Source organism: Pusillimonas sp. ANT_WB101, assembly GCF_008369125.1.
In the GTDB taxonomy this organism is placed as follows: domain Bacteria; phylum Pseudomonadota; class Gammaproteobacteria; order Burkholderiales; family Burkholderiaceae_B; genus Allopusillimonas.
In genome coordinates, this window is sequence record NZ_VOAY01000001.1 from 878,545 (window position 1) to 891,584 (window position 13,040).

10 protein-coding genes are annotated in these 13,040 nt (G+C 55.2%); 7 read left to right on the forward strand and 3 right to left on the reverse strand.

Features of this window, described 5'->3' with window-relative positions:
- The first annotated feature begins 2 nt into the window (after nucleotides 1-2).
- Together glgX and malQ are read left to right on the forward strand one after the other, a co-directional pair.
- Nucleotides 3-2,123, forward strand: a complete 2,121-nt coding sequence (gene glgX, locus FQ179_RS04130; protein WP_149395986.1) for a glycogen debranching protein GlgX — start codon at nucleotides 3-5, stop codon at nucleotides 2,121-2,123.
- Nucleotides 2,124-4,619 (forward strand): 4-alpha-glucanotransferase, encoded by a 2,496-nt coding sequence (malQ, locus tag FQ179_RS04135; RefSeq protein ID WP_149395987.1) that lies wholly within the window; start codon nucleotides 2,124-2,126, stop codon nucleotides 4,617-4,619.
- Nucleotides 4,620-4,701: 82 nt separating this feature from the next.
- Here malQ and panD read toward each other — a convergent pair whose 3' ends face one another.
- A complete protein-coding gene (panD, locus tag FQ179_RS04145; RefSeq protein ID WP_149395988.1) occupies nucleotides 4,702-5,115 on the reverse strand; it encodes an aspartate 1-decarboxylase in 414 nt (137 codons plus the stop codon).
- Nucleotides 5,116-5,273: 158 nt separating this feature from the next.
- Here panD and arfB point away from each other — a divergent pair, with 158 nt between their 5' ends.
- A complete protein-coding gene (arfB, locus tag FQ179_RS04150) occupies nucleotides 5,274-5,693 on the forward strand; it encodes an alternative ribosome rescue aminoacyl-tRNA hydrolase ArfB (protein WP_149395989.1) in 420 nt (139 codons plus the stop codon).
- A gap of 143 nt (nucleotides 5,694-5,836) precedes the next feature.
- Nucleotides 5,837-6,553: a Crp/Fnr family transcriptional regulator gene (locus FQ179_RS04155; RefSeq protein WP_149395990.1), complete on the forward strand. Its 717-nt coding sequence runs from the start codon at nucleotides 5,837-5,839 to the stop codon at nucleotides 6,551-6,553.
- A 76-nt stretch (nucleotides 6,554-6,629) separates the two neighbouring features.
- Here FQ179_RS04155 and FQ179_RS04160 read toward each other — a convergent pair whose 3' ends face one another.
- Both FQ179_RS04160 and FQ179_RS22405 read right to left on the reverse strand, forming a co-directional pair.
- Nucleotides 6,630-8,336 (reverse strand): PQQ-binding-like beta-propeller repeat protein, encoded by a 1,707-nt coding sequence (locus tag FQ179_RS04160; protein WP_223146183.1) that lies wholly within the window; start codon nucleotides 8,334-8,336, stop codon nucleotides 6,630-6,632.
- An 18-nt stretch (nucleotides 8,337-8,354) separates the two neighbouring features.
- A complete protein-coding gene (locus FQ179_RS22405; protein ID WP_223146184.1) occupies nucleotides 8,355-9,098 on the reverse strand; it encodes a hypothetical protein in 744 nt (247 codons plus the stop codon).
- A 458-nt stretch (nucleotides 9,099-9,556) separates the two neighbouring features.
- On the opposite strand from FQ179_RS22405, the gene FQ179_RS04165 reads away from it, so the two are divergent.
- From FQ179_RS04165 to pgi, 3 genes are read left to right on the forward strand one after another with little or no spacing between them, the layout of a single operon-like run.
- A complete protein-coding gene (locus FQ179_RS04165) occupies nucleotides 9,557-10,243 on the forward strand; it encodes an HAD family hydrolase (RefSeq protein WP_149395991.1) in 687 nt (228 codons plus the stop codon).
- A gap of 16 nt (nucleotides 10,244-10,259) precedes the next feature.
- Nucleotides 10,260-11,366, forward strand: a complete 1,107-nt coding sequence (gene tal, locus FQ179_RS04170) for a transaldolase (protein ID WP_149395992.1) — start codon at nucleotides 10,260-10,262, stop codon at nucleotides 11,364-11,366.
- Entirely contained in the window at nucleotides 11,363-13,015 is a 1,653-nt protein-coding gene (pgi, locus tag FQ179_RS04175; protein WP_149395993.1) for a glucose-6-phosphate isomerase, read from the forward strand. Before tal ends, pgi begins: the two co-directional genes overlap by 4 nt.
- Nucleotides 13,016-13,040 lie beyond the last annotated feature (25 nt).

A 13,040-nucleotide genomic window follows, 5' to 3' on the forward strand; every position in this document is an offset into this window, starting at 1 on the left:
CAATGCGGACGATACTTGCCGACAAACTTGCCCCGGGCTTGCCTTACCCCATGGGCGCTACCAGCGACGGGCTGGGTGTTAATTTTGCAGTCTTTTCGGCGAACGCGAGCAAAATCGAAGTGTGTATTTTCGATGCGCGGGGGCGCAAAGAAATCAAGCGCTATGTGCTGCCCGAATGCACGGATGAGGTTTGGCATGGCTACCTGCCCGACACCGGGCCTGGTCTGGTTTATGGCTACAGGGCGTATGGGCCTTACGACCCCAGAAACGGACATCGTTTTAACCCTCAAAAACTGTTGGTTGACCCGTATGCGCGCCAGCTTGAAGGGCCGTTGCGCTGGTCTGATGCACTGTTCGGCTACCGCGTACGCCACTCGAAGGCGGATTTGAGCCTGGATAAGCGCGATTCAGCACCTTTTGTGCCCAAGAGTGTGGTGACGAACGATAACGTTAACTGGGGTGAGTTGGCCCGCCCTTGCACCCCCTGGGCTGATACGGTTATTTACGAGGCGCATCTTCGCGGCGTGTCGCAGCGGCGCGAGGCCTTGCGCCCTGAGTGGCGCGGCAACAGCGACGGGCTGGCTCACCCGCATTTTATTGATCATTTGCATGCGCTAGGCGTAACGGCTATTGAGTTGTTGCCGGTTCATGCATTTTTGAACGACCATTTTCTGGTTGAGCGGGGCCTTAAAAACTATTGGGGTTACAACACACTGGCGTTTTTTGCGCCTGAGCTCACCTATCTTGCCAATGGCTATGGTAATGATTTGCGCATGGCCATACGCCGGCTTCAGGATGCCGGTATTGAGGTGATTCTTGATGTGGTCTACAACCATACGTGTGAGGGTAACGAGCTGGGGCCAACGCTGTCATGGCGAGGCCTGGATAACGCCAGCTATTACCGGCTGGTGGCAGGCGACGAGCGTTACTACATTAACGATACCGGTTGCGGTAACACCGTTAATTTATCCCACCCACGTGTGCTGCAAATGGTTATGGACTCATTGCGTTACTGGGCGCAAAGCTATCGTATTGACGGCTTTCGTTTTGATCTGGGCGTTACGCTGGGGCGTGAGGGCACTGGTTTTGATCCGGGTTCTGGTTTTTTTGACGCAATCTTGCAAGATCCGGTTTTGTCACGTCTGAAGCTGATCTCAGAGCCCTGGGATATTGGCCCGGATGGCTATCAGCTGGGCCAACATCCACCGGGGTTTGCCGAATGGAATGACCGCTATCGCGACGGTATGCGCCGTTTCTGGAAGGGCGAGGCTGGGTTGCGGGGTGAACTTGCCGACTGGCTGATAGGCTCCCCCGCCATTTTTGACCATAGGCACCGGCGTCCGTGGGCATCTATTAACTATATTGCGTCGCATGATGGCTTTACCGCTGCCGATGTTGTGTCGTATGACGGCAAGCACAACGAGGCCAACGGCGATGATAATAACGACGGGCATGGCGAAAACCAGAGCCATAACTGGGGGCATGAAGGCACCACCGATGATGCAGATATTTTGCGCGTGCGCGGCGTGGTGTTGCGCTCTATGCTGGCCAGCGTCTTTTTCTCGAATGGCACGCCCATGCTGCTGGCGGGTGACGAGTTCGGCAATAGCCAGAATGGCAACAATAACGCCTATTGTCAGGACAATGAAACCTCATGGCTAGACTGGTCGCAGGCGGATTCTGCTGAAGGAAGGCGCCTGACGGCCTTTGTGTCCAGGGTTAGCGCGTTGCGACGGCAGCATCCTTCTTTGCGCCTTGCCCGTTTTGAGGATGGTAACCACGAACTGATGCCGGGGCTGCCACGTATTTGCTGGTATGACATGGACGGCAATGTTATGTCACAGGCCGCCTGGGACTACCCTGAGGGTCGTGTTTTGGGGCTGCAGCGTGCTGCTCTGCAGTCAGACAGTATCGACATCACGCTTCTTCTGCTTAACGCAGGCGAAGAACCCATCGATTTTGTCCTGCCATCTACCTATATCCACTTGTCCGTGCAATTGGATACCAGCGTGGAAGCGGTACAGCCAGAATCCAGCCAGCCGTCTTCCCCTAAAGTCAGGGTGGGCGCGCATGGTCTGGTGTTGCTGGCGGGCAAGCTAGACGGCCCGGACGCGGCGGCCTGAATGATAAGGCAGGTAAACAATCCATTGCGGGCGCTGGCGGTTGCCGCGGGTCTGGTACCCGTCTGGCAAGATGTATTTAGTCAGACGCAAGAGGTCAGCGACGACAGTTTGCGCAGTTTACTTTTTGCATTGGGGTTCCCTTGCGCCACGCCCGCGCAGATTCAAGATAGCCACCGCCGGGTGTTGGCGGCCGGTGCGCCAGAACTCATTAGCGCAGCTGGCAGATTGTGGGTTATTGATGTCGGGCAAATACTGGATTTTCCCTGGCAAGGCAATATCAACAGCCAATTGGTACTTGAGTCAGGTCTGCGCATTGACGGCGCAACAACATGGCGGGAACCCGGCGTGGCCCGTATTGCACCCATTTACGAGCCTGGCTATCACCATCTTTACCTAGGCGATTGCTGCATCGCGCTTGCTGTATGCCCTTTGCGGTGTCCTGCACCAATGCTCAGCACTGGCACAGGCACAAGTATCGGCACCAGCACAGACAACGGCAACAGCAAGAGCACCAGCAGCCGCGACAACGGCAACAGCCACAGAAAAAGCAACAGCAACAGCAACGGCGCACGGACACCGGCCTGGGGCATCGCGGCACAGGTGTACAGCTTGCACGGGCAAAAATCGGGTAACCGTGCCGGTGATTTTTCTGTGCTGGCTGACTTTGTCACGCGAGCAGGGCATGCAGGAGCAAGTGCTGTGGCGATCAGTCCTGTGCATGCGCTGTTTACTGCCGCGCCGGAGCGCTACAGCCCGTACTCACCATCAAGTCGCCTGTTTTTGAACGTGGCTTACGCCGACCCATCATTGATAGATGGGCCCGATGCCGCAGCGCTCGGAATGAATGCTGCGGCAGGGAGCACCACCAAGACAGCAGTTGCCACTCGCTCGGACAGCCACGTCGGGCATACCGATCCGACTGGGCCCGCATTGGGCGGCCAGATGCAAGACCTGGCGAAAGGCTGCATTGACACCATCAACTGGCCTGTGCAGATGCATACCCATCTGGCCTTGCTGCGGCAATGCTTTGATCGGTTTGACCGAAGCAGTGACCATGCGCCGGCCCGCGATTTTCGCCAATTTTGCGCGGAGGGGGGGGAAGCGCTCGAAAGCCACGCGCGCTATGAGGCGCTGTCATCGATCTATTGCCAAACTCTTGGCCCGGAAAGCGGCTGGCAAGACTGGCCTGCGGCGCTGCACGATCCGGAAGGCGCGGCGGCGCAGCGTTTTGCAGCTGAGCACCGCAACGACGTCGATTTTCATTGCTTTGCGCAATGGCTTGCTGACCAAGGGCTGGCTGCAGCACAGGCCGCAGCACGCGGCAGTGGTATGTCAGTAGGCTTGATTACCGACTTGGCCATTGGCACCGACGCGCGAGGCAGCCACGCCTGGAGTCGGCAGCGCGAGATCCTGCATGACGTATCAGTGGGGGCGCCGCCGGATGTGTTTCAGCCGCAAGGCCAGAGCTGGGGCATTACCGCGTTTTCGCCGCATGCTCTGCAGCGCAATGGCTATATGGGGTTTATTGAAACCTTGCGCGCTAATTTGCGTCATGCCGGGGGCATACGCATGGATCATATTATGGGCCTGGCACGCATGTGGTTGGTGCCCAAGGGTGCGCAAGCCCACGAAGGCGTTTACCTTCGCTACCCATTTCAGGATATGCTCCGATTGCTCGTGCTTGAGGCATGGCGGCACCATGCCATTGTGATCGGTGAAAATCTCGGAACAGTCCCGCCCGACTTTAACTCTCATCTACAAGAAAAAGGCGTGCTGGGTACCAGCGTATTGTGGTTCGAGGAGCAAGGTAATTGGCCTGACTGGACCATGGCAACCACGACCACCCATGATCTTCCGACGATAGAAGGCTGGTGGGCTGCCCGAGATATACGTTGGCGCGAGCAGTTGGCGCACGTGACAGCGCAACAAGCCGATCAGCAGCGTATAGACCGAAGCGCAACAAAAAAAGCATTGTTGGCCAGATTGCCAACCAATGACGTGCCACCCGACAGTGCAGCAGCGCCAAGACAGGCCATTCTGAAGTATGTGGCAGCCACGCCCGGCCCTTTGGTTATTATTCCCGTCGAAGACATAATCGGGTTACTTGAACAACCCAATCTGCCGGGAACATCGACTGCGGCGGGCGCTGTCGAGCCGCTTGAACAACCGAATCTGTCGGGTACATCGACTGCGGCGGGCGCCATCGGGCCGCATGAGCCACCCAATCTGCCGGGCACTGCGACTGCAGCAGGCGTCAACGGTAAGGGACACCCCAGCTGGATTCAGCGTCTGCCGCAGTCGGTTGAAATGCTTTTTGTCGATAGCGAAAATCAGAACAGCCTGGAGAGCATCAGGCAAGGTCGAGCTGTTGCCGCGCGTGCCGCCTCGGCGGCTGCAACTACAGCGATTTCCACAGGCTCATCAGGTGAGAAACTGGACCACGGTTCGAACCAAGGCTCGAACCAGAACCTGAATCAGGATCCGAACCCGAGCTAGAACCTGAACCTGCGCCTGAACCTGGGCCTGAACTTGGACGTTGGGCCGGAAACGCCGCTATACCGGGCGTAGAGAGGCAGGTTTAATCAAACCTGACGATATCGAACTTCAGGCGGCCCTGTTCGTCACGCCCTACGCTGTAGCCCAGACGCTCGTTAATGGAATTGTCAGGGTTAAAGGTGAGCACTGCAGGCTTGACGCTTTCAAGCTCGTTGTCGATTAAGTATATCGAATTGGCGATAATGACTTCATCGCCGCGCTGGCAAGTGCGGGCCGCTGCGCCATTTAATATGCAGCAGCGCGAGCCACGTTCGCCGTAAATAACATAGGTGCTGATCCTGGCGCCCGAGTTTTTGTTCCAGATCTCGACGAATTCCATGGGCAAAATACCGGCTGCTTCGCAGTGATCAGGATCGAGCGTAATAGAACCGTGATATTCAAGATCGGCCCCGGTAACGCGTATGCCATGAAGTTTTCCGCCTACTATTTTTCTCACTGATTTTCTCTGAGTAAAGGAATGAAAGTCGCGTATTGTAATATGCCTATCCATCGTGCTCCGCGCGCCAATATTCAAAATGCCAGGCGCAAACACAGACCGCTGCGCACAAGCCATTCCCAGTTACGGTCTTTAAGGTTTAAAGGGTAAAGCAAGCCATGCTTCATGTCAGTGACACTGTTTTCCTGGACGAAAACGAAATCGAGTTTTCCATGATTCGGGCACAAGGCGCCGGCGGCCAAAATGTTAACAAAGTATCGAGCGCCGTTCATCTTCGTTTTGATGTGGCTCGATCAAGCCTGGATGATGAAAGCAAAGCCGCTTTGCTGGCTTTGTCAGACCGTCGCATTTCCAAAGATGGCGTCATCATCATTAAGGCACAGTCATTTCGCAGTCAGGAAAAAAACCGTGCTAATGCCATTGAACGATTGATCGAATTGGTGCGTTCTGCGCTGGACAAACCCGCCATACGCAAACCAACCCGGCCAACCAGAGCGTCGCAGCGGCGTCGCGTACAGCGCAAAATTTCGCACGGCGAGGTCAAGCGGTTGCGCGGCAAGCCTGTGGATCTGTCATAAAAACATCTCGACGGATATCTTTGATGTAACGTACGGATACATTGCGTACAGAATCCGATAAGTCGCCTACACTTTGCCGTGTAGTCTTATTGGCACGGAATTTGCTGTGTATGCAGGCCTCTGTTGATCAATCCGTATTAAACATGTCAACGATAAATGATCCCGTTCAGAACCATCTGCTTGCTGCGCTGCCAGCCGAAGACTACCTGAGCCTGTTTCCTCAACTGGAACTCGTCCCGCTACCGCTGGGTTATGTAGTGTCTGAACCTGGTGACCCCTTGCATCATGTTTACTTTCCGACCACGGCCATTGTTTCTCTGCTTTATGTCATGGAAGACGGTGGTTCAGCTGAAATTGCGATTGTCGGCAACGAAGGTGTTGTGGGGGTTCAGCTTTTCATGGGCGGTGAAACCACAACGAGTCGCGCCGTTGTGCAAAGTGCCGGGCACGCCTACCGCCTCAAGAGCCAGCTACTGATCGATGCATTCCGTTGTGACGGCCCGCTACAGCGTCTATTGTTACGCTACACGCAGGCGTTGCTAACCCAGATGGCGCAAACGGCGGTGTGCAATCGGCATCATTCCGTAGATCAACAACTGTGTCGCTGGCTACTGTTAAGCCTGGACCGTTTACCTTCAAACGAATTGGTCATGACGCAAGACCTCATCGCAAATATGCTTGGTGTACGCCGAGCAGGCGTTACCAAGGCCGCTGGAAAACTGCAGCGCATGGGGTTAATTCACTACAGCCGCGGCAAGATCACCGTGCTGGATCGCCCTGGGCTGGAGTCACGTGTTTGTGAGTGCTATGCAGTCGTAAAGGCCGAGTCTGACCGTTTGCTATCAAAACAAGCCTGTTAACGTTTGTAGGCGACAGCTTACGGCTGACGCGGTGTGCAAGGCGGTGACATGGCGCATGAGTCTTAGCTGGCCTCATCTAGTTTGAGTCGGGCAGGGCAAAGGCCGCTATTTGATCCGATACCTGCGGTTTGAGAATGGAATTGCCTCCCGCCACAAACACGACATATTGCCGGCCCTTGTAAACATACGTAGAGGGATTGGCAACGGCCGGTGCATCCACCTGGGCTTTCCACAGCACATCGCCTGATTTGAGGTCAATGGCGCGTACCCGTGCATCCATAGAACCGCCAATAAAGATCACACCCGATTTGGTGATAAGTGGTGCGCCGATGGTCACCGAGCCCCAGGACTCAGGCATATAAAAGCCCCATTTTTGCACTTCGCCAAAGGGTTTGCGCCACAGCAATTTTCCGGTGTCCAGGTTATATGCGGACAATGTTCCATATGGCGGCTTCCAGCATGGCATGCCCCAGCGATTAACGAAGTTGTGCAAATAGAAGCCATACGGTGCGCCAGTCTGCGCATAGTAGCCATCAGGTGTCCCGTTCTTGGTCTGTTGCTCATACTCTTTGCGAGGTATTAGCCGATATATCTGAGCCACCGCGGAGCTGTTAACGACAAAGACATTGCTGCGTGGATCTACGGCACCGCCACCCCACTCGATCCCTCCTGCCGTTGATGGATACGCCAAACTGCCTTTCACGCTGGGAGGCGTGTATAGACCGTCATGGCGAAGTTTCTTATATGTTCTGGAGCATTCGCCAAAGCTGGCCCAGTCGGCCAACGTAGAGATGCCCGGAAACTTGCCGACGGTTGGCTCAAGTACTTCAGGGTAGGGCTGAGTGGGTGAGGCCTTCTCGCCGGACGCGTCTGAGGCGGGCACAGCGTGCTCGGTAATCGGATAGACCGGCTCGCCAGTCAGGCGGTTAAGGGCGAAAATTAAGCCCATCTTGCTGGTCTGCACCAGTGCCGGGATCGTCTTGCCGTCTTTGTTGAGGTCGACCAGGGTCGGTGCAGCATCGGTGTCGTAGTCCCAGAGATCGTGGTGGACGAGCTGTCGACTCCACACTACCTTGCCGGTGTTGGTGTCCAGGGCAGTGACCGACGTTGCCAGTGGCAGTTTCTCGGTGCGGTTGCCACCGTAAAAGTTCGGGCTGGGCGAACTCACAGGCAGGTACAAAATGCCGTGCTGCGGATCGACAGACATACTGGCCCAGACGTTGGCGGTTCCCGTTTGTTTGGCAACCTCCGGGGGAATAGCATGGAAAGTCCAGTTGAGCTTGCCAGTTTGTGCATCGACGGCAAAGACGGTGCCCGGAGGCGCTTCGGAGTCCTCCCAGTCTTTGCCGGCCCAGCCAATGAATAGCTGGTTCTTGTATACGGTAGGGGGTTGCAGTATTGACAGCGGCCACTTGTTGTTACTGGTGTTCCACTGGTTAATATCGAGTACACCGTGGTCAGCGAAACTGTCGCACGGCTTGCCGGTATCCGCGTCAACTGCAAAGAGTTTGGCCTCCATGGTGCCCATGTATACAATTTTCTGGCAGGCTTTTTGTGCTGCCGGGTCGGCCGCTTGCCAGTACGCGACACCACGCGACTTCATGTCTGGCTGGGTCAGCGCCTTTAGGACAGAGTGGGAGTCAAACGTCCACTTCACCTTGCCCGTGTCGGGTGCTATCGCGAATATGCGGTAAAAGGGTGTGCCAACGTATACGGTATCGTTGACGAACAACGGTGTTGCCGACCAGTCGCTGGCCGGGGTCTTGCCCTTGCCGGTAGACACGTCACCCGTGTGAACCTCTCAAACCTTCTGCAAATGCGCCACATTTTTTGGCGTAATCTGGTCTGCGGTGGAGAACTTCTGGGCCATCAGATCGCCATTAAAGGTGTACCAGCCGTGATATTGGAAACTTGCCTGCTTGATCGTAGGCGTGGGCGTGGGCGTTGCATCATGCGCTGAACTTGCACCATGCATTGAACTCACATCACGTGTTGAACTTGCATCCCGTGTTGAGTCTGCATCCTGTGTTGGACGTGTGCCATGCGTTGAGCTTGCATCGTGCAGTGCGGAGGCTGGCTTTGGTGGGTTTTCGGCACTCTGGGCGTCTGGTGTGTAGCCGAACAGCAATGCCGCCAGCGATGCGCCCATGGCAACAGCGGCAACAGTCAGGCCCGACGTCGATACAGACGGCGGTGCGGTGTCACTACCGATGTCGACCAGCCAGCCGATCAAGGCGAGTGTTACGCCACCGAGCACCCACCACGCCTCGAGCATATACGCGGCAAAGGCGGTGCCCAGAATGACAATAAGCAGAAGCACGAGCAGGATGCCATGCGTTCTGGAAGACGACGTTCGCCAGTGTGCGAGTGCACCGCCAAGAATCAGCATCACTGCGCTGGTAATAATGACCAGCAGTAGGCCAGCCGTACCGTGGATACCATTACCGGTCCAAAAGTAGTCGAATACGGACACCGCAAACCCGATCAATGCGCCAAGCAAAAGAAGCCGGGCACCAAAATTCTGCCGCATGCGTGTTGCTGTCATACTGCCTCCGAAATATGGACATACCCTGCAGCTCGACGAGTGAGCCTTTATGTCAATGATAAATATCGAGACGGTGCTGTCTGTTCGCTAGCGTGCACAACGGCCAGGTTTATCGGGGCTCCTATCTAGTGGACGCTCTTGAGCATGTGACGCGCTGTGTCGGTTACGCGGGAAGGAGGCTGCCCGCGTATATGACACCGTTACTCTGAATGTGCGTTGGCGGACAGACATAGCGTGCGCAACTTGCTACTAATGGGTTGAGCGTCCATCGCATGAAGGTCGGTTACGGCAGTTCGCCACAGCATCGCCTTTTTGCATTGCCAGATGACTGTAATGCGTGGATCCACATCGGGGCTGAGCACTCGAACACTGCCACTTTCGCAAACCTGGTTTGGTGGCCAAATACAAGGTGCAGATCATCCTGACAGTGACATGGACGTGCCACAGGAGGCTTCATCATGATGGCAGGCAACGAGATCGTCTTTTTGTTCGATTGCGACAATACCTTGCTCGACAACGACCGCGTTCAAGACGATCTACATGCGCATCTTGAGCGTGCCTTCGGTGCGTCGAGCTGCAATCGTTACTGGGAAATATTCGAAGCATTACGCACCGAACTGGGTTATGCAGACTATTTGGGTGCATTGCAACGTTACCGGCTTACAGCCACCAGCGATCACCGTTTGCTACTGATGTCGCAGTTTTTACTGGATTATCCGTTTGCTGATTGCCTGTACCCGGGCGCTCTGGACGTCATCAAACACGTGAACCAATGGGGCCAGGCTGTCATCCTGTCCGACGGTGATGTGGTGCTTCAGCCGCGCAAGATACAGCGCTCCGGGCTGTGGCAGGCGGTCGATGGCCATGTGTTGATCTACGTTCATAAGGAAAAAATGCTGGATGACATCCAACATCGCTATCCTGCACGCCATTACGTGGTAGTCGACGACAAGCTGCGCATACTTGCGGCCATGAAGAAAGTAATGGGCAAGCGCCTGACAACGGTTTTTCCACGTCAGGGGCATTATGCCCTCGACCCTGACAGCACGACGACTTACCCTGCGGCAGATCTGACCGTAGAGCACATAGCAGACTTAATTCAATATCGCCAGCGGGCCTGTTTTATGCTGACTGACGGCGGTTAACGTCAAGGAGGATACGATGAAGGCTACCGAACAGCTTCAAAAGCTTGGGCAAAGCTTGTGGTTGGACAATATTACACGCGGGCTACTGGACGAGGGTACGCTGCAGCGTTACCTGAACGAATTCGCTATTACCGGGCTTACCTCGAATCCGACGATTTTTGATCATGCCATCGGGGGCACAAACTTTTATGACGACGCGATCCGGGAGCAGGCGGCTGCGGGCAAGGCAGGCGAAGCGTTGTTCTTCAATTTGGCGCTGCAAGACCTGACCCGGGCCGCTGACTTGTTTCGCCCCATTTACGCCAAAACCGATGGCAAAGATGGCTGGGTATCGCTGGAGGTATCGCCATTGCTGGTTAATGATGCCGCAGCCACGGCACGTGAAGCCGCACAATTGCATGCACGTGCCGCGCGGCCCAACCTGTTTATCAAGATCCCCGGCACACCAGCAGGCGTTGAGGCTATCGAAACGTCCATTTTTGCTGGTGTGCCCGTTAATGTGACATTGCTGTTCTCGCGTGAGCAATACATTGCTGCGGCGGATGCCTACATGCGGGGTATTGAACGGCGCATTGCGGCGGGGCGTGATCCTGTGGTTCATTCAGTCGCCTCTATTTTCGTAAGCCGTTGGGATGTTGCCGTAAAAGACCAGGTTCCACCAGAACTGCAGAATCATCTGGGGATTGCCATCGCGCAACGCGCTTATAAAGCGTATTGTGAACTATTGAGCTCGCCGCGCTGGCGCAAGCTGGCTGATGCCGGCGCCCGCCCGCAAACGCTATTATGGGCAAGCACGGGTACGAAAGACCCTGCGGCGTCTGATACGCTTTACCTGCAAGCATTGGCGGCACCTGACACCATCAACACCATTCCAGAGAAAACATTGTTTGCGTTTGCCGATCATGGCAAAGTAAGTGGCAGCATGGCGACGGACGGCGGTGATAGTGAAAAAATTCTGGCCACTTTTGCCCGCGCAGGCATAGATGACGCCGCACTGGCGAGCCGCTTGCAAAAAGAAGGTGCTGAGTCATTCACCAAATCATGGAATGACTTGTTGGCGGTTATTACAAACAAGAGTGCAGCGCTGGCAAATAAGCAGCCAGTCAAACGGAGTCCATCGTGAATGACGCGCCACACAAAACAGCCTCACAGCTTACCGACTATCCAGCATGGCAAGGCTTGGTCGCGCACCACCGGCAATTTCGCGATTTACATTTAAGGCAGATTTTTGCTGACGATCCGCAACGTGGCGAGCGTCTGACGGCCGAGGGTGCTGGTTTATACCTTGACTACTCGAAGAACCGTGTAACCGATGAAACACTAACGCTGTTACTGCAGTTGGCCGATCAGGCCGGGCTGGCCAGCTGTATTGAAGCGATGTTTACCGGCAAAAAAATTAACGTAAGTGAACACCGGGCAGTACTTGATACTGCCCTGCGTGCACAGCCTGGTGAGCGCATTGAAGTTGATGGCGATAACGTGGTGCCTGAGGTTCGTGCGGTTCTTGACCATATGGCACAGTTTTCTGACAGTGTGCGCAGCGGGCGCTGGGTGGGCCATACGGGCCTTGCCATACGTAATGTCGTCAATATTGGCATTGGCGGGTCAGATCTGGGCCCGGTCATGGCATTCGAAGCATTGCGTCACTATAGCCAACGCGATATGACGTTTCGCTTTATTTCCAACATCGATGGTACCGATTTTGAAGAGGCAACAGGCGACCTGAACCCTGAAGAAACCCTGTTTATTGTGTGCTCAAAGACATTCGGTACGCTGGAAACCTTAACCAATGCACATACCGCACGTGTCTGGTGTCTGGGCAAGCTCAAAGACCAACAGGCAGTGAAGCGGCACTTCGTCGGCGTGTCGAGCAATACCGAGGGCATGGCACAGTTTGGTATCGACCCCGACAACATGTTCTGCATATGGGACTGGGTTGGTGGACGTTATTCCATGGATTCGGCCATTGGCCTGTCGACCATGCTCGCCATTGGGCCAGACAATTTTTTTGCAATGCTGTCTGGCTTTCATGAGATGGATGAGCATTTTCGCAATACCCCGTTTGAGCGCAATTTACCGGTGCTGATGGGGCTGCTAGCCATTTGGAACAATAATTTTCTGGGTGCGCAAACCTTGGCTGTTTTGCCTTATGAGCATTATCTGAAGCGATTTCCTGCGTATTTGCAGCAATTGACGATGGAGAGCAATGGCAAACACGTCAAGCTTGATGGCTCACAGGTTGAGGTGGCAACGGCACCCATTTGCTGGGGTGAGCCGGGCACCAACGGCCAGCATTCTTTTTATCAGCTTATTCATCAGGGAACGCGGCTGGTGCCATGCGATTTTATTGGCTTTTGCCAGACCCTCAACCCGCTGGGCAGTCATCATGACATTTTGCTTGCCAACCTGTTGGCGCAAACCGAAGCGCTGGCGTTTGGCAAGACTAAGCAGCAAGTTGAGAATGAAGGAACACCCGCCTGGCTAGCGCCGCATCGCGTATGCGAAGGCAACCGACCGACCAACACGATTTTGGCCCAACGCCTGACACCACAAACGCTCGGGCGCTTGGTTGCACTGTACGAGCACAGTGTTTTTACACAGGGTGCAATTTGGCAGATTGATTCGTTCGATCAGTGGGGCGTTGAGCTCGGCAAGCAGTTGGCGCAGCGCATTATCCCAGAGCTTGAAAGCACTGAAGAGCCTAAGCTGGCGCACGACAGTTCGACCAATGCCTTGATTCGCCGTTATCGCCGGCTTCGGAAGCAGTCATGATGAACGCAGGCCATGACGACGTACT

Bases quoted from the DNA above. Each gene is read 5' to 3' on its own strand.
- tal (WP_149395992.1), top strand. From the start codon at position 10,260: ATGAAGGCTACCGAACAGCTTCAAAAGCTTGGGCAAAGCTTGTGGTTG.
- FQ179_RS04165 (WP_149395991.1), top strand. From the start codon at position 9,557: ATGATGGCAGGCAACGAGATCGTCTTTTTGTTCGATTGCGACAATACC.
- FQ179_RS22405 (WP_223146184.1), bottom strand. From the start codon at position 9,098: ATGACAGCAACACGCATGCGGCAGAATTTTGGTGCCCGGCTTCTTTTG.
- arfB (WP_149395989.1), top strand. From the start codon at position 5,274: ATGCTTCATGTCAGTGACACTGTTTTCCTGGACGAAAACGAAATCGAG.
- FQ179_RS04155 (WP_149395990.1), top strand. From the start codon at position 5,837: ATGTCAACGATAAATGATCCCGTTCAGAACCATCTGCTTGCTGCGCTG.
- malQ (WP_149395987.1), top strand. From the start codon at position 2,124: ATGATAAGGCAGGTAAACAATCCATTGCGGGCGCTGGCGGTTGCCGCG.
- glgX (WP_149395986.1), top strand. From the start codon at position 3: ATGCGGACGATACTTGCCGACAAACTTGCCCCGGGCTTGCCTTACCCC.